Source organism: Halobaculum halobium, assembly GCF_030127145.1.
GTDB classification, from domain to species: domain Archaea; phylum Halobacteriota; class Halobacteria; order Halobacteriales; family Haloferacaceae; genus Halobaculum; species Halobaculum halobium.
Genome location: NZ_CP126158.1, coordinates 2,325,011 through 2,351,248 on the forward strand (window position 1 = coordinate 2,325,011; position 26,238 = coordinate 2,351,248).

Annotated in this window: 26 protein-coding genes, 1 tRNA gene and 3 pseudogenes; 17 read left to right on the plus strand and 13 right to left on the minus strand. The window is 70.5% G+C overall.

Features of this window, described 5'->3' with window-relative positions; all coding sequences use genetic code 11:
- The first annotated feature begins 215 nt into the window (after positions 1 to 215).
- A tRNA-Asp gene (locus P0Y41_RS12110) sits at positions 216 to 288 on the plus strand.
- 275 nt (positions 289 to 563) lie between these two features.
- Here the strand turns inward: P0Y41_RS12110 and P0Y41_RS12115 are convergent.
- The gene (locus tag P0Y41_RS12115) at positions 564 to 701 is read right to left on the minus strand and encodes a hypothetical protein (RefSeq protein ID WP_284061583.1); all 138 of its coding nucleotides are present in this window, start codon (positions 699 to 701) and stop codon (positions 564 to 566) included.
- Positions 702 to 758: 57 nt separating this feature from the next.
- Positions 759 to 1,855 (minus strand): annotated as a pseudogene (locus P0Y41_RS12120) (ATP-binding protein).
- 228 nt (positions 1,856 to 2,083) lie between these two features.
- On the opposite strand from P0Y41_RS12120, the gene P0Y41_RS12125 reads away from it, so the two are divergent.
- Positions 2,084 to 2,494 (plus strand): DUF7382 domain-containing protein, encoded by a 411-nt coding sequence (locus P0Y41_RS12125; RefSeq protein ID WP_284063413.1) that lies wholly within the window; start codon positions 2,084 to 2,086, stop codon positions 2,492 to 2,494.
- Between the two features lie 79 nt (positions 2,495 to 2,573).
- Positions 2,574 to 3,419, plus strand: a complete 846-nt coding sequence (locus P0Y41_RS12130) for a hypothetical protein (RefSeq protein ID WP_284061584.1) — start codon at positions 2,574 to 2,576, stop codon at positions 3,417 to 3,419.
- A 49-nt stretch (positions 3,420 to 3,468) separates the two neighbouring features.
- Here the strand turns inward: P0Y41_RS12130 and P0Y41_RS12135 are convergent, their stop codons facing one another.
- Positions 3,469 to 3,774, minus strand: a complete 306-nt coding sequence (locus P0Y41_RS12135; RefSeq protein ID WP_284061585.1) for a HalOD1 output domain-containing protein — start codon at positions 3,772 to 3,774, stop codon at positions 3,469 to 3,471.
- Positions 3,775 to 4,059: 285 nt separating this feature from the next.
- Here P0Y41_RS12135 and P0Y41_RS12140 point away from each other — a divergent pair, with 285 nt between their 5' ends.
- Complete coding sequence (locus P0Y41_RS12140; protein WP_284061586.1) at positions 4,060 to 5,010, plus strand: ring-cleaving dioxygenase; 951 nt, start codon at positions 4,060 to 4,062, stop codon at positions 5,008 to 5,010.
- Complete coding sequence (locus tag P0Y41_RS12145) at positions 5,010 to 5,624, plus strand: alpha/beta hydrolase (RefSeq protein WP_284061587.1); 615 nt, start codon at positions 5,010 to 5,012, stop codon at positions 5,622 to 5,624. The genes P0Y41_RS12140 and P0Y41_RS12145 overlap by 1 nt, the downstream gene beginning before the upstream one ends.
- A 166-nt stretch (positions 5,625 to 5,790) precedes the next feature.
- Here the strand turns inward: P0Y41_RS12145 and P0Y41_RS12150 are convergent, their stop codons facing one another.
- Positions 5,791 to 5,967 (minus strand): hypothetical protein, encoded by a 177-nt coding sequence (locus tag P0Y41_RS12150; RefSeq protein WP_284061588.1) that lies wholly within the window; start codon positions 5,965 to 5,967, stop codon positions 5,791 to 5,793.
- Positions 5,968 to 6,116: 149 nt separating this feature from the next.
- Positions 6,117 to 6,755: a helix-turn-helix domain-containing protein gene (locus tag P0Y41_RS12155; RefSeq protein WP_284061589.1), complete on the minus strand. Its 639-nt coding sequence runs from the start codon at positions 6,753 to 6,755 to the stop codon at positions 6,117 to 6,119.
- 112 nt (positions 6,756 to 6,867) lie between these two features.
- Between P0Y41_RS12155 and P0Y41_RS12160 the strand changes: the two genes are divergently transcribed.
- From P0Y41_RS12160 to P0Y41_RS12185, 6 genes are all read left to right on the plus strand, one after another.
- A complete protein-coding gene (locus P0Y41_RS12160; protein WP_284061590.1) occupies positions 6,868 to 7,806 on the plus strand; it encodes a Phenylacetic acid catabolic protein in 939 nt (312 codons plus the stop codon).
- Between the two features lie 2 nt (positions 7,807 to 7,808).
- A complete protein-coding gene (paaB, locus tag P0Y41_RS12165; RefSeq protein WP_284061591.1) occupies positions 7,809 to 8,150 on the plus strand; it encodes a 1,2-phenylacetyl-CoA epoxidase subunit PaaB in 342 nt (113 codons plus the stop codon).
- Positions 8,147 to 9,046: a 1,2-phenylacetyl-CoA epoxidase subunit PaaC gene (gene paaC, locus P0Y41_RS12170; protein WP_284061592.1), complete on the plus strand. Its 900-nt coding sequence runs from the start codon at positions 8,147 to 8,149 to the stop codon at positions 9,044 to 9,046. Before paaB ends, paaC begins: the two co-directional genes overlap by 4 nt.
- A 12-nt stretch (positions 9,047 to 9,058) precedes the next feature.
- Positions 9,059 to 9,508 (plus strand): 1,2-phenylacetyl-CoA epoxidase subunit PaaD, encoded by a 450-nt coding sequence (paaD, locus tag P0Y41_RS12175; RefSeq protein ID WP_284063414.1) that lies wholly within the window; start codon positions 9,059 to 9,061, stop codon positions 9,506 to 9,508.
- A complete protein-coding gene (gene paaE / locus P0Y41_RS12180; RefSeq protein WP_284061593.1) occupies positions 9,508 to 9,696 on the plus strand; it encodes a 1,2-phenylacetyl-CoA epoxidase subunit PaaE in 189 nt (62 codons plus the stop codon). Before paaD ends, paaE begins: the two co-directional genes overlap by 1 nt.
- 79 nt (positions 9,697 to 9,775) lie before the next feature.
- A complete protein-coding gene (locus P0Y41_RS12185) occupies positions 9,776 to 10,033 on the plus strand; it encodes a hypothetical protein (protein ID WP_284061594.1) in 258 nt (85 codons plus the stop codon).
- A gap of 39 nt (positions 10,034 to 10,072) precedes the next feature.
- On the opposite strand, the gene P0Y41_RS12190 is transcribed toward P0Y41_RS12185, so the two are convergent.
- Together P0Y41_RS12190 and P0Y41_RS12195 are read right to left on the minus strand one after the other, a co-directional pair.
- Positions 10,073 to 10,663, minus strand: coding sequence for a flavin reductase family protein (locus P0Y41_RS12190; RefSeq protein ID WP_284061595.1), 591 nt, complete (start codon positions 10,661 to 10,663; stop codon positions 10,073 to 10,075).
- Positions 10,664 to 10,756: 93 nt separating this feature from the next.
- On the minus strand, positions 10,757 to 11,239 hold the full coding sequence (locus tag P0Y41_RS12195) for a MaoC family dehydratase (RefSeq protein ID WP_284061596.1): 483 nt from the start codon (positions 11,237 to 11,239) through the stop codon (positions 10,757 to 10,759).
- A gap of 184 nt (positions 11,240 to 11,423) precedes the next feature.
- Here P0Y41_RS12195 and P0Y41_RS12200 point away from each other — a divergent pair, with 184 nt between their 5' ends.
- From P0Y41_RS12200 to P0Y41_RS12215, 4 genes are all read left to right on the plus strand, one after another.
- Positions 11,424 to 13,184 carry a sensor histidine kinase gene (locus P0Y41_RS12200; protein ID WP_284063415.1) on the plus strand — a complete coding sequence of 587 codons (1,761 nt, stop codon included), beginning with the start codon at positions 11,424 to 11,426 and terminating at the stop codon, positions 13,182 to 13,184.
- 57 nt (positions 13,185 to 13,241) lie between these two features.
- The gene (locus P0Y41_RS12205; RefSeq protein ID WP_284061597.1) at positions 13,242 to 14,267 is read left to right on the plus strand and encodes a Gfo/Idh/MocA family protein; all 1,026 of its coding nucleotides are present in this window, start codon (positions 13,242 to 13,244) and stop codon (positions 14,265 to 14,267) included.
- A gap of 85 nt (positions 14,268 to 14,352) precedes the next feature.
- Entirely contained in the window at positions 14,353 to 15,789 is a 1,437-nt protein-coding gene (locus tag P0Y41_RS12210) for an ATPase domain-containing protein (protein ID WP_284061598.1), read from the plus strand.
- Positions 15,782 to 17,773 (plus strand): PAS domain S-box protein, encoded by a 1,992-nt coding sequence (locus P0Y41_RS12215; RefSeq protein WP_284061599.1) that lies wholly within the window; start codon positions 15,782 to 15,784, stop codon positions 17,771 to 17,773. The genes P0Y41_RS12210 and P0Y41_RS12215 overlap by 8 nt, the downstream gene beginning before the upstream one ends.
- Here the strand turns inward: P0Y41_RS12215 and P0Y41_RS12220 are convergent, their stop codons facing one another.
- Both P0Y41_RS12220 and P0Y41_RS12225 read right to left on the minus strand, forming a co-directional pair.
- A complete protein-coding gene (locus P0Y41_RS12220) occupies positions 17,774 to 19,516 on the minus strand; it encodes an alpha-amylase family glycosyl hydrolase (protein WP_284061600.1) in 1,743 nt (580 codons plus the stop codon).
- Positions 19,517 to 19,570: 54 nt separating this feature from the next.
- A pseudogene (locus P0Y41_RS12225) lies at positions 19,571 to 20,420 on the minus strand (protein-L-isoaspartate O-methyltransferase family protein).
- 134 nt (positions 20,421 to 20,554) lie between these two features.
- Here P0Y41_RS12225 and P0Y41_RS12230 point away from each other — a divergent pair.
- Positions 20,555 to 20,848 carry a MarR family transcriptional regulator gene (locus P0Y41_RS12230; RefSeq protein WP_284061601.1) on the plus strand — a complete coding sequence of 98 codons (294 nt, stop codon included), beginning with the start codon at positions 20,555 to 20,557 and terminating at the stop codon, positions 20,846 to 20,848.
- Between the two features lie 16 nt (positions 20,849 to 20,864).
- On the opposite strand, the gene P0Y41_RS12235 is transcribed toward P0Y41_RS12230, so the two are convergent.
- The 4 genes and pseudogenes from P0Y41_RS12235 to P0Y41_RS12250 all read right to left on the minus strand — a co-directional run bounded on the left by P0Y41_RS12235 (position 20,865) and on the right by P0Y41_RS12250 (position 24,915).
- Entirely contained in the window at positions 20,865 to 21,191 is a 327-nt protein-coding gene (locus P0Y41_RS12235; RefSeq protein ID WP_284061602.1) for a hypothetical protein, read from the minus strand.
- A gap of 97 nt (positions 21,192 to 21,288) precedes the next feature.
- Positions 21,289 to 22,596: an oligopeptide/dipeptide ABC transporter ATP-binding protein gene (locus P0Y41_RS12240; protein ID WP_284061603.1), complete on the minus strand. Its 1,308-nt coding sequence runs from the start codon at positions 22,594 to 22,596 to the stop codon at positions 21,289 to 21,291.
- A 16-nt stretch (positions 22,597 to 22,612) separates the two neighbouring features.
- Positions 22,613 to 23,722: pseudogene (locus tag P0Y41_RS12245) on the minus strand (ABC transporter ATP-binding protein); the annotation flags it as partial.
- On the minus strand, positions 23,719 to 24,915 hold the full coding sequence (locus P0Y41_RS12250; protein ID WP_284061604.1) for an ABC transporter permease: 1,197 nt from the start codon (positions 24,913 to 24,915) through the stop codon (positions 23,719 to 23,721). The gene P0Y41_RS12250 and the pseudogene P0Y41_RS12245, both read right to left, overlap by 4 nt.
- A gap of 354 nt (positions 24,916 to 25,269) precedes the next feature.
- Between P0Y41_RS12250 and P0Y41_RS12255 the strand changes: the two genes are divergently transcribed.
- Positions 25,270 to 26,223: an ABC transporter permease gene (locus P0Y41_RS12255; protein ID WP_284061605.1), complete on the plus strand. Its 954-nt coding sequence runs from the start codon at positions 25,270 to 25,272 to the stop codon at positions 26,221 to 26,223.
- Positions 26,224 to 26,238 lie beyond the last annotated feature (15 nt).

The following is a 26,238-nucleotide window of genomic DNA, read 5'->3' on the forward strand; positions in this document are numbered from 1 at the left end:
GACTATCCGTCCACATAACCCTTGCCAAACGAGTCGGGGACCGGTCGCTGGTCACCACACCGCTTGCACAGCCCACCGATCCGTGCCCGCCAATATGAACGTTACGGCGCACGGTATCGCGGGACACAGCGCGATCGGATGAGAAGTCTTAATTATGTACCCGGGAAAGGAATGGATGCGCAGAGGCGAGGTGGAAACCCGCCGACGCGACGCACGCCCGGATGGTGTAGTGGCCCATCATACGACCCTGTCACGGTCGTGACGCGGGTTCAAATCCCGCTCCGGGCGCTTCTATCGGACGCAACGCGAACGAGAAGCCGAGCGACCGGTGAGCAGTGTTCGTGACGGTGTACGGCGGAATCTGACTCGGCGAGCGACGCGAACAAAAGGTGAAGTGGCCGCCGTTCTACTCCCGCTCCCGACGCTTCTGACGAGGCAACGACGGCGAGCGAAGCGATCGACTCGCGCGAGGTGTCGCCCGACCGCGAGAAGGCGCGGCGGCACGCGCAAGGACGCGAGTAGTTTCGGAACTCCCGTACCCGATTGGCTCCCACCGGCTTCGCTCAGATGACGAACAGCAGGAACGCGACGAGAAATCCGGCCGCCATCAGCAGCATCAACACGACGAAGACGCCGAGCACGGGCTTCTCGACCGCGCCGGCGACGAGCTTCTCACGGATCGACCTCCCGTCGGCGCTCACGACCGAATCACGTCCATGCCTCCGCTTGTCGGGCGTCGCGGATAACGCTTCACTCGTTCACTCGTGGTCCTCGACCCGGTCACGATCGCTCACGCGCGGGCTGGCACCGCCGTCCGGGGTCCGACGCTCCCGTACGCGAACCGTGGTCGCGGTCTCGCTCGCATCGTCGACGACGAGCGCCTCTCCCACGCTCGTTGGGAGCCGCCCGGCGAGGTCTCCCTCGAGTGCGACCGGCCTGGCCGCTCCGAGGGCGTCGATATCCGCGCGGCTGTGCAGTCGATGCGCCACCAGCAGATCCGCCTGCGAGACGGCGACCGCCGGCAGCGCCGCGGGTCGCTGGGTCGCACACGCGAGCGAGACGCCCGGGGAGCGCCCCCGGGTGAGAATCGTCGCCAGCGCGGCGCCGGCGACTCCGTCGAAGAAGGCGTGGGCCTCGTCGATGAACAGCCACGGGAGCCGGTCGATCGCCCGCCGAACGCGGGCGTCGTAGAGCCCCGCGCGGCGGCCGCACACACCGCGCTCGCGGCGGCCGACGGGAGCCCGGAGCAGTCGAGCACCGTCGGCTCGCCCGACGCGAGCGCCGCCGGGGTGAGTCCGTTGGGGTCGAACGCGTCCCACTCGGCGGCGAGTTCGAGGTGGGCGTCAGCGGCTCGGCGCGTCGCCCGCCCCGCGTCGGCGTCGGCGACGTACTCGCGCGCGCCGGTGATTGAGGGCGTCGGCGCCTCGGCGACCGCGCGCCACACGAGCGAGCCGACCGCGCCCGCCGGATCCAGGTCCAGCAGCGCGGGCCAGGACGCCGGTGGAACGGCGTCTGGGCGGATTCGCGGTCGTCGGTGGACCGTGCCGCCGTCGGCCGCGAGCCCGCCCAGCACTCCCATCGGATCGACGACCACGGGTACGAGCCCGTCAGCAGCGGCCACGCCCTCTGCGAGCACCGCGAGGGTGTGCGTCTTTCCGGCGCCGCGTTTCCCGACCACGAGCGCCGCGTGCGGGCTGTCGACGTCGACCGCCACGCGGGCGCCGAGGCTGTCGTCGGGCGCGCGGAACCGCCCGAGCGGGGCGACCGGCCCGCCCTCGTCTCGCGCTGGCGACGAGGGAGGCGGCTCGTCGAACGCCGCCGCGTGTCTCGGTCTGTCTTCTTCGGTGCCGATCACGTGCACGGCGAGCGTGCCCACGGTACCGGCGATAAACCCTCGCGCGAACGTTCAAATACGAACCCGAGGGCACCGGGATGTATGTCTCCCGACAGCCCGCGGTTGCGTCCGGACGCCGAACCCGTCGGCTCCGCTCGTTCGATCTCCGACGCCGTTCGCCGCCACGTTCGGTCGGTCGCGGCGACGGAGCGCCGACGGTTCGCGGAGCTTCGTCGCGACGAGCGCGCCATCGAAGGGCTCCCAGTCAGACTTGTCATCGCGCTCGTCGTCGGGGTCGCCTGCCTCAGCGTGATGTTGAACATGGTCAGCGGCGTGGAGGGGCTGGCCGTCTCGGAGCTCGACGTCCGCCCGTCCCCGGAGGTCACGACACCCGGCGAGCAGGACCTCGCACTCACCGTCGTCGATCCGGAGGGCCAGCCTGTCTCCGGCGCGACGGTCGTCGTGTCGGGCGACACGGCTCGACTCGACGGCGTCGCGACCGCCCGAACCGGAACGAACGGGACGGCGACGGTGACCGTCGAGCCGACGCTCGGCCCGAATCGCGAACAGGGCACCCTCACCGTCTCGATCAAGCCGCCCGCTGACGGGCAATACGCCGACAGGCGGGGAAACACCCGCGTGCTCGTCGTGGCTGAGTGAGGACTGCGACGTGCTTCAGGCGGGGTGACGGCGCTGGCTGCCGCAAGGACTATCGCCTCAGATCGAGCACGCTCGCCGTGTGCCCTCCATCACGACGCGCCTCTCGAAGGGAGTCGACGACGCGATCGCACACCTCCCGCTCGCGCTTGTTCCGATAGCGCTGGCGCTGGCGGACGCGAACAAGATCGGAGCCGTCCTCGCGTTCGACGGCGTCCACGTCGGCGTCCGGTTCACGCTCCCGGTTTCTGTACTCTCGGTGTGGAGCTTCGTCTCCATCCCGAACGCCGGCGGCGCCGTCTCGGCGGGGCTCTCGCCGGGCGATATCGCGGACCCGTCGGTTCTCGCGTTCGCCGTCACCGGGATCGTCCTCACGAGCGCGCTGTCGGCGGGCTACTTCGGGGCCCTCGCCAACGCGCCCGCGGGAGAGCCGTACCGGTTCGCCGCGAACGTGCGCCGCTATTTCGCGCCGTTTCTCGCGTTCTCCGTGGCCCCGGTCGCGGCGCTCTCGCCGCTCATCCTTCTCTCGGGAGCGCCCGCCGGGGTCGGTATCGCCGTGCTGGTGCTCGTCGTTCCGGTCGTCGTGGTCGCCGCGTACCTCTTCTACGCCACGCCGTATCTCCTCGTCCTGAGAGACACTGACCTGGTCTCGGCCCTGCGAGCGTCGTACGCCCTCGCGACCGAGGGCGGTGCGTATCTCTCGTACGCCGTCGGGTTCGTCGGCGCGGTCGCCGTCGTCTCTCCCCCGCTCTCGGCGTTCGTGGTCTCGGTTCCGGTCATCGGCCTTGCGGTGGGCGTTCCGGTCGGCGCGGTCCTCGGGCTCGCCGGGAACCTCACGACGATGCGATTCGTGGCCGACATCGACCCTGAGAGCGCCGGGTTCGACTGTAACGGAGACGACCGCGGCTCGGACGCCGAGGAACGGTGAGGGTGTGGCACCGGCTGGTGTTCACGGGACTTCGGAGATGCGGTGTCGGTCAGTCCCCCGACAACGGAACCACGGCGATTCGCCCGTCGGCCTGGACGTGGATCCGGTGGTCGAGGTAGGTGAACTCCACGAGCGTGTTGGCGTCGCCGCTCCGACGACAGAGCTGGTCGAGCGCGTCGGGGTCGACCACCTCGAACAGCGGCGCGTGTCGCATGGGGTCCTCACTGCGGATCGCCGCGGTCGCCTCGACGACGGCGATGCTCACGTCGAGCGCGTCGGGATCGAACGTCGCGGTGTACCTTCCGGTTTCGGGGTCGTGAGTGACGGAGACCGATTCGGCGGGATCGGGATTCACTGGAGCGCTCCCCCGTTAGGGGTGCCGACGTCGGGTGATCGACGACTGTCTGTCGGGTGGCGTCCGAAGCGGACGTGCCGGCGTCGATCAGCCGTGTGGGCGGGGGAGACCGCACAGTGGCTGGAGGGGGGCCCTTGATCGACGTCGTCATGATCCATGGTTACACACACGCAGGAGAGGTGATTGATTCTTTCGCTCGCCGCGTCAGCCGCGGTCGGCCCACCGGAATCCGCGTCGCCGACGCCGCGAGGGCTAACACGCCGGCCCGCGAATGGCCGGTGTCGAATGCTCACCGACACAGCCGGTATCCACCACGTCACGTCGATGGTCGGCGACGCCCAGACCAATCTCGACTTCTACGTCGAGACGCTCGGGCTCCGGCTCGTGAAACGGACAGTCAACCACGAGGACGTGCTTCGCTATCACCTGTACTACGGGAACGGTTCGGGCGAGTTGGGGACCGTCTACACCTGTTTTCCGTACCCGAACGAGCCGCCGGGGCGCCGCGGGCGCCCGCAGATCACCGCGGCGTCGTTCGCGGTTCCGGCGGGCTCGCTCGACTACTGGGCCGACCGACTTGACGAGCGCGGCGCCGACGTCGAGCGCGTCGATCGCTTCGACGAATCGGCGCTCCGATTCGCGGACCCCTCGGGGACTCGGCTCGAACTCGTCGCCGCCGATCAGGCTGTCGACCCGTGGGCCGATGGGCCGGTACCTGCGCACGCCGCGATCCGCGGCATCCACGGCGTGACCGCGCTACCGACGAACCCGTTCGCGACCGCGAGCGTCCTCGACACGCTCGGGCTCGATCTCGTCGGAGAGGAAGATGACCGCGTCCGCTACCGCGCCGGCGGCGATCACTCGACGGTCGTCGACCTGCTGGACCGGGACGCCGCGTTCGCACGGGAAGGGACTGGAAGCATTCATCACGTCGCGTTCCGCGTCGCCGACGAGGCGGAGTTGCGCGAGTGGCACGACCTCTTCCGCGAGCGCGACGTCGAGGTGTCCCGGATCCGCGACAGGTACTACTACAAGGCGATCTACGTCCGCGAGCCGGGCGGGATCCTGATCGAACTGTCGACGGACGGACCGGGGTTCGGGATCGACGAGGACGCCGCGCGGTTCGGCGAGTCGCTGGTGCTCCCGCCGTGGGCCGAGGAGGACCGCGAGATGATCGAGGGACAGCTCCCGCCGCTGGACGTGCCGAAGACGGGGCCCGCGGCTGCTGACAACTGATGTTCTCCGGAGGGAGGCTGCCCGACGACCTCCCGGGTCCCCACGCCGGCCAGCCCGTCGTCTCCGCGGGCGCTCCCCGCGGGGCGGCCGACGCGGCGGTCGTGTGTCTCCATGGCCGCGGCGCGACCGCGCAGGGCGCGATCAACCTCTATGAACCAGTCGCCCGCCACGGCGTCGCGTTCGTCGCCCCGCAGGCGGCCCGGAGTAGGTGGTTCCCCCACGCGGCCGACGAGCCGCGCGAACGGAACGAGCCGCACGTCTCCTCCGCACTAGCGGTCCTCGAGGCGGTCTCGGAGCGAACGTGTGAGGTGCTCGATCTCCCGGCCCAGCGGGTCGTCCTCACCGGGTTCTCGCAGGGCGCGGTCGTCGTCGCGGAGTACGCCGCCGCGACCGGCGGTCGACATCCGCTCGCGCTGCTCAGCGGCGGGTTGCTCGGCCCGACCGTCGACCGGGAGTCGTACCGAGGGGGACGGACGGCGGGTCTGACGGCACGTTGGACAGCGCCCTCGACGGCACGCCGGTGTTGGTCGCCGGCGGCGCTGACGACGGCCGCGTGCCGGTCGAGCGCCTCGCGGCGACGGCGGCCGTGTTCCGGGCGCTTGGCGGCGACGTGACCGAACGCGTCTCCGACGGCGTCGGCCACGAGGTGACAGACGACGAGTTCGCGTGGCTGGGCGATCTGCTCGCGGGGCTACTGGACGAGGCGGCGTAGAAGCGTGGAGAGTCGATGCCGAACCGGGGGCGAGACGGCTCGCGTGCCGTCGACCAGGGTGTCGCGGCTCACCGCATCGCGTCGAGCGAGCGAACGGTGTCGGACATCAGGTACGCCTCGGGGCGACGTTCGTCGCGGATCTCGAGCGCGTCGAACGTCTCTCGCCCGTCGTCGACGGTGATCCGGTAGGCGCGACTCGAGAGCGAGACGGGATAGTCGGCTGTATCGGCGTCGGTGCGCGTCACACTGTCGGTTCCCGTCGCGCGGGTATAACTACCGCGATTCGCGTGTTTTAGCCCCGAACACGCCGCTTTACAGCGATTCAAGAATCGGCAGGATTCACCGCATCGCCGCCCGCGGGCGATCTGACCTCCCCGGAACGTTCGCCGAGTGGTCACTCCTCGAACAGTTCCCGGTACAGAGTCGCCTCCGCGCGCCGGAGTCGCTCGAGGAACGCGCTCTTCGAGAGGTCGAGTTCGTCGGCGACCGCCGCCGAGGTCGCCGCTCTCGGAACCGCGAAGTAGCCGGCCTCGACCGCCGCACGGAGCGCCTCGATCTGCGGCGGCGTGAGCCCGAACCTGCCGGCGACGGGATCCGCCTCCTCGCGCAGCGGGTACGTACGCGTTAGCCGTACACCGACGGTCTCGCCGGCCGTCGCCATTACGCCCTGGAGCACGTCGTGGCCGACGACGGCGCCGGTCACGGTCGCGTCGCCGTCGCGGTAGGCGACGTCCTCGACGAGGAGCCCTGCGGAGACCAGTTCGTGAACGACGCACGGGTGTTTCGAGAGACAGCGATAGGTGTCGCGCTCCCCCGCTCGCGAGCGGTGGAGATACCGGACCCGGTCGTCACCGTCGAGGTGGGCCGCGAGGTCGTCGTCCCGGGGCGCGCCGAAGCGCAGCAGGACGTTCCCGTCCCGGCGGAGCTGCGGCGGCTTCGCTCGCACCGGCGTCCGCGTCGCCGCCGTCGCCTCCGCGAGCGGACAGTCGTCGCCGCTCACGCGTACCTCCACGACGAGACACTCGGCGATCATCGTCGCACCTCGGCGTCCCGGGTCACCGTGTGAGTACGTATCGCGATCACATATAAAACACGCATATGTGCGGGTGAACCGGTAAGCCGTCTAACGAGAAGGATCGATCATCATGGATATCGAGACGGTGAAAGAACAGGCGGGCCCCCGGCAGTTCGGCCCGAACGACGACATGCCCGAGGAGTACCGTCGGGCGGCGACCCGGATGATCCAGTTTCACGCGAACAGCGAGGTCATGGGCGGCTACCTCGACAAGGAGTTCACTCGCCACGCGCCGTCGCTCGACCGGAAGCTGGCGAACACCGCAAAGGTGCAAGACGAGATCGGGCACGCGCAACTGCTGTACCGCGCCGCCGAGACGCTCGGCGTGAAGACGCGCGACGAGATGCTCGACGAGTTGCAGAACGGCGAGGGGAAGTTCCTCAACTGCTTCCACTACCCCGTCGACTCGTGGTACGAGGCGCCGATGATCGACTTCTTCGTCGACGGCGGCGCGATGCGCCGGCAGGCGACGCTCAAGTCGACGAGTTGGACGCCGTACGCCCACGCGATGGACAAGGTGTGCTTCGAGGAGGGGTTCCACGTGAAACACGGCGAGTCGATCCTCCGGGAGCTGATGCGCGGATCGAAAGCGACCCAAGAGCGCACCCAGGAGACCTTCGAGGAGTGGTGGCCCCGCATCCTCCAGTTCTTCGGGCCGACGAACGACGAGTCCACGCACAACGACTTCGCCCAAGAGGTCGGCCTGAAGACGACCTCGAACGACGAACTCCGCAACTCGTTCCTCAACATGTACGTCCCCAAGGCGGAGAAGTACGGGCTGGAGATCCCGGAGTACCCCCGCATCTTCGAGCGCGACGACGGGACGATGGCCGTCCGGGAGTCCGACCTCGACTGGGACGAGTTCTGGACGATCGCGAAGAACGACTCCGAGGGGAGCCGCGAGCAGATCGGCTCGCGCGCTCGCCGACAGGAGGCTGTCGCCTGGGTTCGCGAGAGCCTCGACTCGTGGGAAGGAACCGCCGCGGGAACGCCGCAGGCGGCCGACTGACTATGATCTGGGAAGTGTTCAGACAGGAGAAGCCGGGCGACTACCACCGCCACGTCGGCAACGTCCACGCACCCGACCGCGAGATGGCGAAGCTGTTCGCGCAGATCCAGCACGCCCGCCGGATGCAGACCAACTCGCTGTGGGTGGTGCCGCAGCCCGAGATCGGCGAGGTCGACGCCGAGGACGCCGCCTTCGGCGGCCGCACGGACAAGTCGTACCGCTGGGCGATGACGTACAACGACATCGACTCGTCGTTCGCCCAGGAGGTCGAGGACAGCGAGGCCGAACAGCGCGAGGCGGCGAGAACGCGCCGCGAGCAGCTCGAATCGGAGGGCGAGCGATGACCGAGCGCGACGCGATCTCGGGCGATGCACAGCGGGTCGCAGACGACGACGCCGCAGCGGAGTCCGAACCGCCCGCCGCGGCGTCGCTCGACCGCGGTTCTCTCACCCCCGAGCAGCAGCTCGCGCTGGAGGAACTCCTGTTCCGACTGGCAGACGACGAGTTCGTCCACGCCGAACGTCTCACCGAGTGGCAGATATACGCGCCGACTATCGAATCGGACCTCGCGCTCGCCAACGTCGCCCAAGACGAGTTCGGCCACGCCCGCCTGTGGTACGACCTCCTGCAGGAACTCGGATACACCGAGGAGGAGTGCATCTGGCGGCGCGACGCCGGCGACTGGACGCACGCGACGATCGTCGAGCGCCCGTTCGCCGACGACGGCTGGGGCGACGCCGTCGTCCGAACCTACCTGTACGACGCGGCCGAGCGCGTCCGCCTCGAAGCGCTGACCGACACCAGCTACGCCCCCCTTGCGGACCGCGTGGGCAAGGTGCTCGCCGAGGAGGAGTATCACCGCGACCACGCGGTGAGCTGGCTCGAACGCCTGGCGAGCGACGACGACGCCCGCGAGCGCCTCCAGGCCGCCGTCGACGACCTGTTCCCCCACGCGCTGTCGCTGTTCCATCCGGGCGAGCGCGAGGACGCGATCCGGGCAGCCGGCTTCCGTCGCGAGTCGCTGACGGCGATGCGCGAGGAGTGGCTCGACACCGTCATTCCGACTCTGGAGGGGTACGGGCTCGTCGTGCCTGAACCCGGTGAGGTCACTCGTCCGGACGCCCGCGGCCGCGACGGGACTCACACCGACGCGTGGTTCGACCTGCAGGAGGCGTTCACCGCGACCCACCGCGAGGTCGACTTCGAGACGCCCGCACGCCTGCGCGGGGAGGAGGCGTAGATGCCGACGAACATGCCGACCGACACGCCGGGCGACGCGGGGACCGGCGCACCCGACGGCGCGGCCACCGACGCCGAGGCGTGCGCCTACACCGCCTACGAGGACGGCGAGGCGCCCGAGGAGTACCCGAAGACGGGCGCGGGCGCCACGGGCGTCGAGGCCGACGTGTGGGACGCGCTGTTCGAGGTCGACGATCCGGAGATGCCCGTCAGCGTCGTGGATCTCGGCCTGATATACGACGTGTCCGTCGACGGGGACGGACGTTGCGAGGTGGAGATGACACTCACGTACACCGGCTGTCCCGCCCGCGACATGATCACGAACGACGTGCGCTGCGCCGCAGCGACCGCGCCGGGCGTCGAGGCGGCGGAGGTGCGCCTGCGGTACTCGCCCGAGTGGACCGTCGCGATGGTGACCGACGCGGGGCGCGAGGCCCTGCGCGAATTCGGGTTGAGCGTGTGATGCGCCGGAATGCGCCGGATCCGAGCGTCGCCGCCGGGGTCGCCGGAAGGGACGCGGACGACGACCCCGCGGAGTGTCCGTACTGCGGATCGACCGACACCGAGCGCGAGCACCCAAAGGGGCCGGGGTTGTGCCGGTCGATGCATTTCTGCAACGCCTGCGGGGAGCCGTTCGAGCGGTTCGGCTAGTCGGCGGGCGCGCACGCGGCGGCCACTGCGTGCTTTCGTGGCCGAGGTTTATGACGATCTGCTGCAACTACCGAACGCGATGTCCCTACGGAACCCCGCCGGACGGATCCGGTATCCGCTCGCCCTCCTCGCGGTCGTGGTCGGCGTGCTCCTCCTGGAGTTTCTCGCCGAGGTCACGCTGAACAGGTACGTCGAGACCGGCTCGACGTGGCTCCCGACGGTCGGAACGATCGGTGAGACCGCGACCGCGTACCTGCTCCCACTGAGCATCCTCTCGACGTTCGTGGTCCCCGCCGTCGCTTTCTACCTGGGCGTTCGCTACGCTCGGTCGGCCTGAGCGTCAGCACCGGCGCCAGCGTCCACACCCTTCGCGGGCTCAGAACTGCCGCTCGAACTCCGTGATGTCCGAGACGGTGTAGTACGGCCCGCCCAGGCGACCCACCGTCGGGAGCTTCCGCTGGTCGATCTGGCCGTCGGTGAGCGTGTCGTCGTCGACGTGGACGTACTCCACCTCCCCGAGGACCATCAGCCGGTCGTGGACCTCCATCGAGTCGTACAGCGTGCACTCCATGGTGACGGCCGCCTCCGCGACGCGCGGGACGTCGATGCGGCAACAGTCGGCGCGCGTCACGCCGACCTCGTCGAACTCGCTTTCCTCCGGCGGCAGCGACTCGGCGCTGTGGTCCATCCGCTCCAGCAGGGGTTCGGTGACGACGTTCACCGCGAACTCGCCGATGTCGAGCGCGTTTCGCGGGGTGTCTTTGAGCCCGCCGTTGGCGTCGTTCGGAGAGTTGAACAGCACCACTGGTTCCCGAGAGGAGACGTAGTTGTACGAGCTAAACGGTGCGAGGTTGTCGACGCCGTCCCCGTCGACGGTGCTGATCCACGCGATCGGACGCGGCGAGACGGCGGTCTTGATTATCCGTGCGATCTCCCGGGGCGTCCGGTCGGAGACGGCTGTTTCCATCGCTGTACCCTGGCACGACCCCGCACAAATACCCGCGGGTACGGGCGGTTCGTCCCGCTACCGCGGGCGGTTTCTCCCGCTACCCTACACCGCTCACGCGTGCGGGTCGTCGGCCGCGGCGCGGGTCTTGATGAGGAACTTCATGTCGCCCTGCAGGACGACGGTGTCGTCCTGGTTGGTCACCTCGCAGTCGATGACCACGAGGCCGGCGTCGTCGCGGCTGGACACGTCCTTCGTCTCCGTCACCTCCATCTCCATCGAGATGGTGTCGCCGATGAACACGGGGTTCGGGAGGTCCATGTAGTTCATCCCGAGGAACGCCAGCGCGGTCCGCTCGACGATGCCGGTTCGATACACGAACCCGGTCGCCTGCACGAACGTCATCGGGCCGTGAGCGATGCGCTCGCCGAAGGCGTTGTCCTCGGCGTACTCGGCGTTCGTGTGTAGTTCGGTCCAGTCGCCCGTCAGCGCCGAGTGCATCACGAAATCCGACTCGGTGACGGTCCGCCCGACGCTCACGAACTCCTGGCCGGCCTCGAAGTCCTCGAAGTAGTGCGGCTCGTAGCTGTAAGCCATAGTGGGGGAACACCGGATCGCGTGAAAGTCGTTTCGCGTGGGGTGGTTCGACCCCCGAGCAGTTCGAATACAGAAGCAAATACTCTTGACTGTGAGGCCGTAGACTACAGTAGATTTGACTGGAGTAATCGGGAGTACAATCGTCGTTAGCTCCGTTGCCGCGGGCGTCGGCTCTCTGGCGCTGGTGTGGTATCTCGACCGCCACCGGGGGTCGGCCGGCGCCGGATGGCTGATGGCGACACTCTCGGCGCAGACGCTGTGGGCGCTCGCGTACGCGGTCGGGCTCCTCACGTCCGACCTCGCGGTCCGGGCGTACGCGGAAGCCTTGGCTTGGGTCGGGATGGTGTGGCTCGGGCCGCTGTTTCTCGGATTTGCCTTCGCGTACACCGGCCGGTCTGACCTCCTCCGCACGCGGGGGGTTCGACTGCTGTTCACGATCCCGGCGGCGGCGTCGCTGCTCGCGCTCACCCACCCGTTTCACGACTGGCTGTGGCTGTTCCTCAGGCGGTCGCCCGAGTTCGGGATCGCGACGGTCCGATACACGATCCAACTTCCGGGGTATGCGGCCCTTCTGGTCAGTCTCGGGGCGGCGGGGGTCGGCGTCCTCTTGCTGGTGGGAGCGATCCACGCGTACGGGCCGCTGTACCGTCGAGAAGCGACCGCACTGGCGCTCACGACGCTGTTCCCGGCTACCGGGGTGGTCGTGTGGCTCGTCGGCGTCGGTCCGTGGCCCGAAGTGAACTTCGGGGTGCCGCTGTTGCTGTTCCACGTCGTCCTCGACGCGTACGCCTTCGTCGGGACCCGCATCTTCGAGACGGCACCGACCACGCAGCGGGCCGCCAAGCGGAGCGCGCTCGACGACCTCGCGGAGCCGTTGCTGGTCCTCGACACGGAGGCGGCCGTCGTGAACCTGAACCGTCGGGCGGAAACCCTGTTCGGCGTGGACGACACGCACACGCTCCCGATCTCGTTCCACGATATCGCGGGGGCGGACCTCGACCGCGTTCGGTCGACGGGCGAACTCACCGTCACTGGGCCCGACGGCGGGATCTTCTCGGCCTCGTACACGCCGCTGAGCGATCCCCGCGGCGACGACGTCGGCGGACTGCTCGTGCTCCACGAGGTGACCGTCGAGCGTCGTCGCAAAGAGCAACTGTCGGTGCTCAACCGGATCCTCCGGCACAACCTCCGGAACGAACTGACCGTCGCCAGAGGCAACGCGCAGTCGATCCAAGTGAGCGCCACCGACACCGCGCTCCGGACGCAGGCGGGGGCGATCGTCGAGTCCAGCGACCGACTGCTCGCGACCGCGAAGAAAGCGAAGGAGTTCGCGCAGGTGCAGGGACGCGACCTCGAGCTGTCCGTCGTTGACGTGACAGAGGTGGTCAACGACGTGTGGCGAGACCTCGGGGAGTCGTACCCCCACGCCGAGGTCACGGCGGAAGTCGAGCCCGTCGAGACCCGGCTCCGAACGGACGCTCGGGTGCTCTCGCTGGTGCTCTCGAATCTAATCGAGAACGCGATCGTCCACGCGGGCGAGCGCGAAGACCGGACTCGGCCCGCCCCGACGGTCGTCGTTCGGGTCACCGACGCCCCGACCGACGAGTCGGCCACCGTCGTCGAGGTCGCCGACGACAACCCCCGGATCGCCGACTCGGAGATCGCGGCGCTCCGTGCCGGCGACGAGACGGCGCTGGAACACGGGAGCGGGATCGGCCTGTGGATCGCCCACTGGTGTGTCACCGCGCTCAACGGCCGCATCGAGTTCGACTACGACGACGGAAACGTCGTTCGGGTCACGCTTGCGAGGGACACGGCCGAGGGCGCCGACCACTCCGCCGCAGTCGATGGCGCCGCGGAGACGGCCGGCGGCCCCGGCAGTCTGCGTGCCGACCACACACCGGGGACGACGTCGGGGGCAGGTCCCTCGGAGGCCGACGACTGAGCGCCGAACTCGCGACGCGATGGCAACGCACATGCCGCCGCGGCCGAACCACGAATCATGTACGACGTGGGGATCGCCGGCTGCGGGGTCATCGGCACCCGACTCGCGGAATCGTTCGCGGAGCACTCGGACACGGTCGTCGCGGCCGCCTGCGACGTGGACGCCGAGCGCGCGGAATCGTTCGCCGCCGAGCGCGACGCCGCCGCCTACACCGACCACAGGGCGATGCTCGCCGACGAGGACCTCGACGTGCTGTACGTCGGCGTTCCGCCGGTGCACCACCGCGAGATCGCCGGGGACGGCCTCGCGGCCGGCGTCAACGTCATCTGCGAGAAGCCGATCGCCGAGGACGCCGAGACGGGCGCGGAACTGGCCGCGATGGAGGCCGACACCGACCTCGTCACGGCGGTGAACCTCCCGTTCCGCTACACGCCGGGGTTCGTCGAACTGCGCGAGCGCGTCGCCGCCGGCGACATCGGCGATCCGCGGCGCGTCTCGCTGGACTTCCGGTTCCCGCAGTGGCCCCGCGAGTGGCAGGACGTCGACTGGCTGGAGTCGCGCGAGCAGGGCGGGCCGATCCGCGAGGTCGGGACGCACTTCCTGTTCGGCGTGCGAGAGCTGTTCGGCGGCGTCGGTCGACTGAGCGCCGAAGTGCGGTACAGCGCCCCCGACGCCTACGAGGAGTCGGTCGTCGGGTGGTTCGAAGCGGGTGGCGACGGCGCCGTCGTCGCCGATGGAGCCCGCGGCGGCGCAGCCGATGTCGGCGCCGAAGCCGTCCACGGCACGATCGACCTTCTCACCGACCACGAACAGCCCGAGGAGAACGCGATCACCGTCACCGGGACGGAGGGCGAACTGACGCTCACCGAGTGGTACCGGCTCACCGCTGCCCCCGGCACCGACGCCGAGGAGGAACTGTGCGCCGAGCGCGAGTCGACGACGCTGAGGCTCGTCGACGAGTTCGTCACCGCGCTGGATGGCGGCGAGGGCGACCTCGTCTCGTTCGCTGAGGCGACGGCGGTCCAGCGCCTCGTCGACGCGGTGTTCGACTCCGCGGGCGAGCCGGTCGACCTGTCGTCGTAGCCGGCGGCGACACCGCCGCGACGGTTGTGTTCTCGCGTTGACTCGTCTCCCCATGATTAACTACGCGCCCTTCCGTACTCCCCCTATGGTTGGTCTTTCGCGAATCGATCCGGGTGTCCCGGGTCTCTCTACGGTTCTCCACGGCGGATTCGTCCCCGAGCGCGCGTACATGCTCCGGGGCGGCGCCGGAACCGGGAAGACGGTGCTGGGGCTGCAGTTTCTCGCGGCCTGCGAGGGATCGACGCTGTTCATCGGATTCGAAGAACCGACCGAGAACATCCGGCGGAACGCGTCGACGCTCGGGATCGACACCGACGACGTCTCGTTTCTCGATCTGAGTCCCGACGGCGACGCGTTCGCGGCGGACGCCTCCTACGACGTGTTCGGCGCCGACGAGGTCGAGGGCGACGCCATCACCGCGCAGATCCGCGAGGCGGTCGAGGCGACCGACCCGGATCGGGTGTTCATCGATCCGATGACCCAGCTTCGCCACTACGTGCGAGACGACTACCAGTTCCGCCGGAAGGTGTCGTCGTTCATCCGCTACCTCACCGACCGCGGGACGACGGTCCTCTTTTCGACGCAGCCGACGGGGTCGGTTTCCGACGAGGACCTGGAGTTCATCTGCGACGGGACGATCACCCTCGCGCACGCCGAGAAGGGTCGGACGCTGGAGGTGACGAAGTTCCGCGGGTCGTCGTTCGCCTCGGGCGTCCACACCGCCCGGGTCGACGACGGCGGCGTCCGCGTCTACCCGCAGTTGGTCCCCGGCGACCACGACATCGGGTTCACGTCCGAGACCGTCTCCTCGGGCGTCGCCGAACTCGACGACCTCCTCCACGGCGGCATCGACCGCGGCACCGTCTCGGTCATCTCGGGCCCCAGCGGCGTCGGGAAGACGACCACGGCGACGCACTTCCTCGTCGAGGCCGCCGCCCGCGGGGAGCACTCCGTCGCGTACCTGTTCGAGGAGAGCGCGGCGACGTACACCCACCGCGCGGGAGCGATCGGCCTTCCCGTGACCGAACTGCGCGACCGCGGCGCGCTCGACGTACGCGAGATCGAACCGCTCGGCGTCTCGCCCGACGAGTTCGCCGCCGACGTGCGCGAGGCCGTCGAGGAGGACGGCGCGCGGACGGTCCTCATCGACGGCGTGTCGGGCTACCGGCTCTCGCTGCGCGGCGAGGACGACGATCTGGTCCGCGAACTGCACGCGCTGTGTCGCTACCTCCGGAACATGGGCGTCGCGGTGATCCTCGTCGACGACGTCGCCTCGATCACCGGCGACTTCCAGGTGACGAGCGACCGGATCAGCTACCTCGCGGACACCATCGTGTTCCTCCGGTACATCGAACTCACCGGCGAACTGCAGAAGGCGATCGGCGTGCTGAAGAAGCGGACCTCCGACTTCGAGCGCACGCTCCGAGAGTTCCGGATCACCGACGACGGCATCGCCCTCGGCGACCCCATGACTCGGCTCCGGGGAGTCCTCTCCGGCTCGCCGGAGTTAGTCGATGACTGACGGTCCGGCGACCGACCCGGGCGCAGCGGGCGAGGCGCCTCCGACCACGGTGCTGGTTGTCGTCGACGACGACGCGGACCGCGGGCTCCTCCGCGAGTGGCTCGCCGAAAGCGACGAGTTCACGCCGCGCGTCGTCGACGCCGGCGACCTCGCGGCGTTCGAGGCCGACTTCGACGTCTGCCTGTTCGACGTTGAGGGCGTCCGGACCGTCGCCGACGCGCTCGCTGCCCACCGCGAATCGACGGTGACGTACACGCCGACCCTACTGTACGTCCCCGAGCGCTACGGCGACGCAGAGGCCGTCCTCGCGCGCCTCGGAAGCACGGGCGACCACGTCGACGACGTGATCGACGCGCCGGTCCGGCGCGCGAACCTCGCCAGACGGCTGCGCACGCTCGCTCGCGCGAGGCACTTCTCGACCAAACTCGAGCACAGTCGGGACCGCCATCGGCGACTCGTCCGCAGGCTACCGGACGCCGTCTTCGTCTGCTCCGACGGGCGCGTGACGTACGCGAACCCCGCGGCGGCATCGCTGCTTGGCGTCGAGTCGGAGGCGGTTCGGGGCCGGGAGTTCGTCGATCTCGTCCCCGCGGTCGATCGCGACAGCGTCGGTCGCGCCTTGGAGACGGCCGGCGCCGACGGGCGCAGCGAACCGGTCGAGACGGTGCTGCAGCGGACGGTGGTCCGAAACGCGGACGGGGGCGCCGAACCGGCAGAACCGGCGGCATCGGACGCGGCGTCAGCCGACGCGTCGGATACCGCGCCGACGGACGCGGACTCCGGCGAAGGGTCGGTCTCCGAGCCACTGATCGACCCGGCGGGTCCGGTGCCCGTCGAGATGACCGCGATCGACGCCGGCGACGGCGACGTACAGGTGATCGCTCACGACCTCCGTCAGCGGCGCGAACGACAGGAGCGACTGGCGCTGTACCGGCGCGCGATGGACGAGGCGACCGTCGGCATCACCATCGCCGAGCACTCCTCCGACGAGGAGGGACTCATCTACGCGAACGAGGAGTTCAAGCGGCTCAGCGGCCTCGACGACGACGAACTCATCGGACACAACCCCCGGATGTTGCAGACGGACGAGACCGACCCGGAACCGGTTGCGAGACTTCGGCGGGCCATCGAACTCGGCGAGGAGACCTCGGTCGTGCTGTTGAACAAGCGGAGCGACGGGCGCAAGTGGTACAACGCGCTCGACATCTCGCCGATCCGCGGCCCCGACGGCGAGGTGACACACTACCTCGGGTTCCAACGCGACGTGACCGAGTGGATGTCCCACCAACAACGCCTCTCGGTGTTGGACCGCGTGCTCAGGCACAACATCCGCAACCGCCTGAACGTCGTGCTCGGCTATGCCGACCGGGCGGAGCGATCGATCGCGGCGGCCGACCGGACGGACGAACCGCTCGCCGTCGACGCCGAGGAACTCCGAGCCGACATCGACCGCATCCGGGAGGCGGCGACGGACATCCTCGAACTGTCCGACAGCGCGCGGCGCTTTCGCGAGGACGTGGGCGCCGACGGCGACGACGACCCCGTCGACGCCGCGACCATCGTCGTCGACGTCGCCAGCGCGCTCGCTGCCGAGGCCGACGGCGCGGACGTACTGGTGTCGACGCCGGACGACTCCGCTACGGTCGCCGGCGCGACCCCCCTCTCGTTGGTGGTCGACGAACTACTCTCGAACGCCCTCGAACACGTTGACGATCCGACAGTCTGCCTCTCGCTGTCGATCGAGGGCGACGAGGTCGTCCTCCGCGTCGCCGACGACGGCCCGGGGATCCCCCCCGACAGCCGCGCGCCGCTGGACTCCGGTGCGGAAACGCCGACCGAACACGGGCAGGGCGTGGGGCTGTGGCTCGTCCGCTGGACGATCGACGCGGTCGGCGGGACCGTGCGCTACGAGGACGGAGCCGACGGCGGCGCGGTCGTCACCGCCCGGTTCCCGATCGCGGAGGACGAAGCGACGGCGGGGTGATCAGCGGCCGCCGGCTTCCCGCGTCTCCCCCCGGAGCCAGAGGTACTCACAGCCCCCCAGCGTCACCGCGACGCCGCTGTCGGCGACGCGGTAGTCGGCGCTCCCGAGGACGGGTTCGGCACCGGCCGGGTCGATATCGAAGTCGACGACGACCTCGCGGGGCTCGCTCGCGAGGTTGTGGACCGTCAGGAGCCCGCGCCCGTCGTGGTCGAACCGGTGGGCCCAGACGTCGTCCGGGTCGACGTGGACGATCGAACAGTCGCCGCGGGCGACCTCCGGCGACCGCTTCCTGGCGTCGACCGCGTCCGCGACGCGCTCGAACAGCGAGCCCGGGACGCCTCGCTGGCTCGCCACGTCCGCCTGGAACACGCCCGGCCAGCCGGTGCCGTCGACCGGGATCACGAGGTCCTCGGGGTCGGCCGTCGAGAAACCAGCGTTCGGCTCGTCGCCGTCCCACCGCATCGGCGTGCGGACCGCCTGCCGCTCCGGCAGATCCAGGTCCGCGTGCATGCCGATCTCGTCGCCGGAGTTGACGATCGGGGTGCCCGGCAGCGACAGCAGGAGGCTGTGGGCCATCGCGATCCGGTCGTGGTCGCCGTCGTACAGGTCCGCCAGCCGGAGGCGGTGTCCGCGCCCGAATATCCACGAGTCGCGCCCGTCGCCGCCCTGTCGGAACTCCTCGCGGGCGTGTTCGAGCGCCTCGTGCGGAAGCTTCAGCAGGTTCCACTCGTCGTGGTTGCGAAGGAAGTTGGCCCACCAGACGTGCCCCCCGGGTTCGGCCTCCGGGATCTGCTCGAACATGCGGTACAACGGCCAGCCGTCTCCGACGCCGACGCCGTAGGTGACGTGGGAGTTGCCCACGAAGTTGAACAGCCCGTCGAACCCCTCGCCGCCGGCGAAGTAGAAGTCAAGCCGGTCGGGTTCGTCGTCAGCCTCGGCCAGCAGCACCGCCTCCTCGTTGACGTCGCGTGCGCGACGCTTCAGTTCACGGAACAGCCACTGTGGATCGTCCAGCCGGTGGGCGTCGTGCCCCTTCGGCAGGACCATCGGGTGGGCCGCGTCGATCCGGAAGCCGTCGACGCCGCGCTCCAGCCAGAACTCCGCGATGGCGAACAGCTCCTCCTGCACGGCGGGGTTGGCGACGTTGAGGTCGGGTTGGTGGCCGTAGAACTGGTGGAAGTAGTGCTTGCCGGCGACCTCGTCGTACGACCAGACCCCGTCCTCGAACTCCGGGAAGATGTTCCCGGTGTGATACGCGTCGTCGATGTGGCTCGTCCACAGGTAGTAGTCGTGGTACTTCGAGTCGGGGTCCTCGCGGGCGCGCTGGAACCACTCGTGGTCGGTCGAGGTGTGATTGAGCACGAGGTCGGTGACGAGGCGCATCCCCCGGGCGTCGAGTTCGGCGACGAGTTCGGCGAACTCGTCGAGCGATCCGAGCCGGTCGTCCACGTCGCGGTAGTCGGCGACGTCGTAGCCGTTGTCGCGGAGCGGACTGGGGTAGAACGGCCGGAGCCACAGGCAGTCGACGCCGAGGTCTTCCAGGTAGTCGAGCCGGTCGATCAGCCCCCGGAAGTCGCCCCAGCCGTCGCCGTCGCTGTCCTGAAACGTCTTCACGTCGAGGCTGTACACGACCGCGTCGCGATACCACTCGGGGTGGCCGCCGTCGGCGAACACCTCGGCGGCCGCCGCCGCGTCCGCCCTTCGCGGCCCTCGTGTCCCGTCCGCGTTCGCGTCGACATCCATCCTTGTCACTCGTCGGCGTGGCCGGCGGTAAAAGGCCTCGGAGCGAGCCGACGGTCAGCGATCGGTGCCGGTCAGCCGGTCGTCCCAGTCGATCCACTCGTGTTCCCAGCCGGTCTTCGCGAAGTACCCCTGCTCGGAGAACTCGGCGTCCTCGCGACGCGTCCGGTTGCGAACGCCGGCGCCGGCCTGCTCGCCCTCGACGAGCAGCGGGGACAGCGACACCGGCCCCGCCGTCTCGGCCTCGACCAGGTCGTCGGGACCGGCGGTGTCGGGGGCGTCCACGGCACCGGTGTCGCTCGAACGTACGGCGCCGGCGTCGCCGGACACGGCGTCGTCGTCGTCGCGCTCGTAGGCGACGACCGTCTGGTCGGCGCCGCGGCCCCGCGGGAGCACCAGCCGACCACCGGGCGCCAGTTGGTCGACGACGTCGCGCGGCGGCTCGACGGCGGCCGCCTCCACGAGGATCCGGTCGAACGGCGCGTACGCCGGCAGGCCGCGCGCACCGTCGGCACGGTCGACGAGGACCGCGTCGTAGCCGGCCGCCGAGAGGTTCTGGCGCGCGTCGTACACCAGCCGCCGCGAGATGTCGACAGCGTGGACGTGGCGCGCGCCCGCGACCTCCGCGAGCACCGCCGCGGTGTAGCCGATGCCGGCGCCGACGACGAGCGTCTCGTCGCCCGCACCCGGGTCCAGCGCCGACAGCAGCCGCGCCGCGTTCGACGGCGAGAGCACCCGGCTCCCCCTGTTCGCCCGCGCGGTTCGCGTACGGCGCCTCCGCGACGAACTCCTCGCGGGGGACCGTCGCCATCGCCTCGTGAACCGCCGGCGCGATCGACCGCCCGAGGCTGTGCTCGACCGCGTCGAGCATGTCCTCGCGCAGCAGCGCCGGGTCGGGTCCGTCCATTGCCGACCGAAGGCACTCGCGGAATATGAACCGCACGCTCGGCGTCGGCCCCGCGGGGGCTCGACCGGACGGTTGTGCGCGAGTCGCGCACCCAAAGACGAGCGTCTTTGCGGTGCCGCCTGTGAACCGAGATCATGAACGAAGACGGTCGCGAGGCAGTCGCCGATCTCCCGCCGAGCGCGAAGCTCGTGTTCGTCGTGCTGGAGAACCACGAGCGACTGACCCAGGCGGCGCTCGCCGAGGAGACGCTGCTCCCCCAGCGGACGGTTCGGTACGCCCTCGACGAACTCCGCGACGCCGGCGTGTTGCGCGAGGAGTTGAACATCATGGACGCCCGCCAGCGCTTCTACTCGCTATCTGACGGGGAGCGCGACGCCGAGGATCCGGCAGTCGGCCTCGCGTCGGAGTCGCCGGCGTCGGCCCGCTGAAGCGGGCGGACCCGGATCAGGACGACGACTTGGACCGACGGAACGCGCGGAGCCGGGAGCGTATCCACCGCGCGAGAGCGACGACCGCGACCGCCTCGGCGTAACAGCCGAGGGCGGCCAGCATCCAGAACCCCGTGTCGCCGACGACGATCCCCGCCTCGTTGTACAGCGCCGTGTCGAACAGGAACGCCGCCGCGAGGGCCGGCCACGCGACGACGGTCGCCTCCTCGGGGAGGGGGGTGATGCGCGCGAGTGCGACGACAGTCAGCACTGCGGCGGTGACGGCGAGCGTCGCGCGGGCGGTCGCCGCCGCTCGGAGGGCCGCGTGGAGGGAACGTAGCATCGGTCGCACGTGTGTCCCAACCGAGAAAGCACTGCCGGGGGACCCGCGGGACCGCCGCGCAGCGGCGCTCGGGTATCCGGCCGCACGGCGGGGCGGCTCACTCGGTCGGCAGGTGACACGCGGAGTCGCGATCGCCCTCCCCGCGCTCGGGGTTCTCACGGACGCACGGCGAGCCGAACGCCTCGCGGATCCGGCCGACAGCGGTCGCGTCGTCGCCGGCGACGGCGTCGTCGACGGCCGCCGAGAGCGCGCGGCCGGCGTCGCCGTCGGGACCGGGGAGACCGTACTCCGCCCGGAGGGCTCGCCCGAGCGAGTCCGCGTCGTCGCCGTCGGCACGAGCGCGGAGGCGATCGAGGTCGACCTCTCCCCCGGCTAGGTCGACACGGAGGTCGATCACCGCGCCGTACTCGGCGCTCGTGAGGCCGCTGTCCTCCGGCGGGATCACCTCCGGACATCTCGTGTGGAACCGACAGCCGTCCGGCGGGTCGGCCGGATCGGGCATGGCCCCCGAGAGGGAGTGTCGGGGGCGTTCGGCTCGGGGATCCGGCGTCGGGACGGCCGCGGCGAGCGCGCGCGTGTACGGGTGAGCGGGGTCGTCCAACACCGATCTCGTCGCCCCAGTCTCGACCAGCTCGCCGGCGTACATGACGGCGACGCGGTCGCACGCCCGCCGCACCACGCTCACGTCGTGGCTAACGAACAGGAGCGAGAGGTCGAACGCCTCCCGAAGCTCCGCCAGCAGATCGAGTAGCTCCGCCTGCACGGATACGTCGAGCGCGGCAGTGGGCTCGTCGAGGACGACGAACGCCGGATCCAACGCGAGCGCGCGAGCGATGCCGACGCGGCGCTTCTGGCCGCCCGAGAGCTCGTGGGGGTAGCGGTCGCGGTGGGCAGCGGTCAGGCCGACGCGCTCGAACAGCGTCGCCACGCGCTCGCGGCGTCGCCGTCGGGCCACCCCGCGGACCCGCAGCGGCTCGGCGGCCGATTCCCCCACCGTCAGTTGCGGGTCGAGGCTCGACGCCGGGTCCTGGAACACCATCGCAGTTCGCCGGCGGAGGTCGTCGAATCCGCCCGCCTCATCGCCGACGGGCGCGCCGTCGAACCGGACGGTCCCGCCCGTGGGCTCCGTCAAGTGGAGCAGCGTCTCGGCGAGGGTCGACTTCCCGCTCCCCGACTCCCCGATGAGCCCGAGCGCCTCCCCGCGTCCGATCTCGAAGGAGACGCCGTCGACCGCGCGGACCGCCCCGGTCCGCCGTCGCAACACCCCCGAGCGGACCGGGTAGTGCTTTTCCAGGTCGTCGACGACCACCAGCGGCTCCGCGGCTGCGCCGTCGGTGCCGTCGGTGGTCGGCTCCGGGTCCGCGGCGGTCGAGGCCGGACCTGCGGAGGCGTCCGGCTGGCTCATCCCGCCCCCCACCGCCACCGCCCGTCGACGCGTCGGCGTCGTCCGTCACGTCGCGCGTTGCGTCGTCGGCCGCCCGGGCCGACTCGGAGGGCGACTCGGGGTCGGGCTCGATGACCGCCGGGTCTCGAACGCCGTCGTGGAACACGCAGGCGGCACCGCCGCCGCCGTCGACGCCGTGGAGCGGCGGTCCGTCGCCGCTCCGGCACTCCCCGACCGCGTGTGGGCACCGGGGGTGGAAGGGGCATCCACCGGGGGGATCGAGGGGGTCCGGCGGCTCGCCGCCGATCCGCCCGCCCCCGCGACCGGGAAGCGAGTCGAGCAGCGCCCGAGTGTAGGGATGTGCCGGGCGCTCGAACACTCGCGTCACGGGACCGCGCTCCAGTACCCGACCGGCGTACATGACGACGACGCGGTCGGCGATGCCGGCGACGACGCCGAGGTCGTGGGTGACGAACAGCGTCGCGAGCCCCTCTTCGGCGCCGAGGTCGGCGAAGAGGTCGAGGATCTGCGCCTGCACGGTCACGTCGAGGGCGGTCGTGGGCTCGTCGGCGATCAGGAGGTCGGGATCGCCCGCGAGCGCCGTCGCGATGGCGACGCGCTGTTTCATCCCGCCCGAGAGCTGGTGGGGGTACTCGTCGGCGCGCGCCGCGGGGTTCGGGAGGCCGACCCGGTCGAGCAGGTCGACGGCGCGTTCGCGCGCCGCGGCGGCGTCGACGTCGCGGTGGTGTCCGACCGCCTCGGCGACTTGGTCGCCGACGGTGTAGACGGGGTCGAGCGACCGCTGCGGGTCCTGGAACACGTACGCGACGCGGTCGCCGCGGACCGCGCGGAGGTGGCGCTCGGAACACGCCAGCAGGTCCCGGTCGTCGAAGCGTACCTCGCCGTCGACGACCTCGCCGGGCGGGTCGACCAACCGCGCGATCGACTCACAGGCGACGGTCTTGCCCGATCCGGATTCCCCGACGAGACACACCGTCTCGCCCGGGTACACGTCGAAGGAGACGCCGTCGACCGCGCGGACCGTTCCGTCACCGGTCGGGAACTGCGTCCGGAGATCCCGAACCGAAATCAGGGGGGACGCGTCGCCGCCGCGGTCGGGCCCGAACTGGCCGTCGCCGCGGCTCACCGTCGCACCTCCGTCCGCGAGTCGAGTACGTCGCGCAGCGCGTCGCCGAGCACGGACATCGCGGCGACGGTACACACGAGGGGGATCGCGGCGAAGGCGACCGTCCACCACAGCTCCGGGAACCGCGAGAAGCCGATCGCGATGGTCGACCCCCACGACCTCGCGAGCGGGTTCGTGAACCCGAGGTACGCGATCCCCGCCTCGACGAGCACGAGCGTCGGCATCCGGTTCGCGACGGCGGCGACGACGGTGTCGGAGACGTTCGGCACGATGTGCCGGCGGACGATCTGCGGGCCGCTCATGCCGGCGTCGCGGGCGGCGCGAACGTACCCCGCGTCGACCCGCGAGGCGGCCGCGCTCCGCACGAGGCGGGCGGTACCGTCCCAGTCGAACAGCCCGAACACGGCGACGATCGTCACCAGGCTCCGGCTGAACGTCTCCTGCACCAGCAGGACGACGAACACCGCCGGGACGACCCGCTGGAGGTCGACGTACCGCATCAGGAGTGCGTCGACCCGACCGCCGTAGTACGCCGCGACCGTGCCGACGAGGACCGCCGTCGGAACGACGAGCGCGGCCGTGACCAGCGACACCTGTACGGCGACGCGAGCGCCCTCGACGATCAGGTGGATCATCCCGTGGCCGTCGACGGTCGTTCCGAGCGGGAAGCGCCACGTGCCGGGGCAGACGTTGCCGTCGAGCGACGCCTGACAGTACGGGATCGTGGGCGACATCTCGACGCTCGTCCAGGCGGGCGGCTGCGCCGCCGGCACGCCGTAGGGGATCCCATCGGTCGACTCGATACCGAGCAGCGACAGGGTCCGCGCGCCGAACGTCGCCGCGTACCACAACACCAGGAGGTACGCGGCAGACACGAGCGCCGCGGGCTTCCGGCGGAGCCGCCGCCAGTACAGACGCCGGAGGTCGGGGCGACGGGCCAGCGGTGCAAGCGCCCACCCGACGACCGCCAGCGACGCGTAGTAGAGGTACTCGATGATCCCGGCGGACACGCCCCAGAACGGGACGATCCCCGTCGGCGTGACGAACGCTTCCCACAGGGCGGCGCCCCCGAGCACGGTCCAGGCGACGAGCAGCGCGAGCGTTCGCGGGGCGACCCGGAGCCGCTCTGTGACCCCTCGGTCGCCAGCCTCGATGGCGAACCGGTCGTCGGGGGAGTCGTGCGCGCGGCTCACGGCGGTCCCTCCGAGCCAGCTCGCACGTCGCCCCCGCGGGCCGGGGTCGCGGGTCGTCGTCGAACGGCGGCCATTGACACGTCGGGGGACAGAGCGGCGCGATAAATGGGTAGCGGAGGCTAAAACCGCCGGATCAGCCACGGAACAGTTATTTCATTGTCAACGGGATTGGCCCGGTGTGCAGCAGTCGTCCCACGAGGGGACGCCTCACGCCCGTCCCCGTTCGCGTTCGCGTCCCCCGCTCGCATCTCCGGCGCGTTCCCGGTCGTGGCCCGTCCGTCGATCACGTCCCGACTCTCGCCGGCGATGGGGCGGGCGTCCTCCGACCGCCCGCCGGGACGGAGCTGATCGCCCGTGAGCCGGCGCGCGTTCCTCGCACGCCGGGCCGGCTGGGCAGTGTTCGTCGTCTGGGTCGTGCTCACCGGGGCGTTCCTCGCGTTCGTCGCCGCGCCGGACCACAACCTCAGCATCCTCCAGTACGGGCTTCCGCCGGACGAGGCGCGCCGGGTCGCAGAGCAGTACCGCGAGCGGATGCACTACGACGAGCCGCTGCTCCGCCGATACGCCCACTGGATGTGGGAAGTGGGAACGTTCCAGTTCGGCCGGTCGTACGTGCAGGGTCGATCGGTGAACGCCATCCTCGCGCCGGCGCTGCGGCTCACCCTCGCGTACCTCGCTCCGGGGGTCGGCCTCGCGGTGCTTCTGGGCGTCCTCGGCGGGCTGGCGGTCTCGCTGTGGCGTGGCCTCGTCGGTCGCGCCGCGGACGCGTTCGGTCACGTGGGCGCCGCCTTCCCGGCGTTCCTCCTCGCGGAGGCGCTCGCGCTGCTCGCGGTCGGGGAGGCGGACATCGTCGCACAGTGGAACTCCGAGGTGGGTCCGTTCGCCGAGTCGAATCCGGCCGTCCTCGCGGTCGCCGTCGCGGTCGTCGCGACGACGCTGGGCGCGACGCTGCTGCGCTATGCGACCGCGGAGACGGCCGCCGTGGCGGGGGAGCCGTTCGTGAAACGCCTTCGAGCCAACGGTGCCCCACCGCGACGGATCGCCGCGCACGTGCTCCGCAACGCGGCCCCGCCGCTGGTCGCGCTGTTCTCGATCCGCGTGCTCGCGGTCCTCCTGCTGGGCGTCTATCTCGTCGAGACGGCGCTGGGGATCCCCGGCTTCGGCGAGGTGACGCTGACGGCGATCCGCGACCGCGACGTCGCCGTCATACTCGCGGCCACGCTGATCACGACGCTACTGGGCGTGCTCAGCACGCTCGTCGAGGACGTGGTGACCGTGGTTCTCGACCCTCGATCCGGATCGGAGTGACCGCCCGCCGAGGCC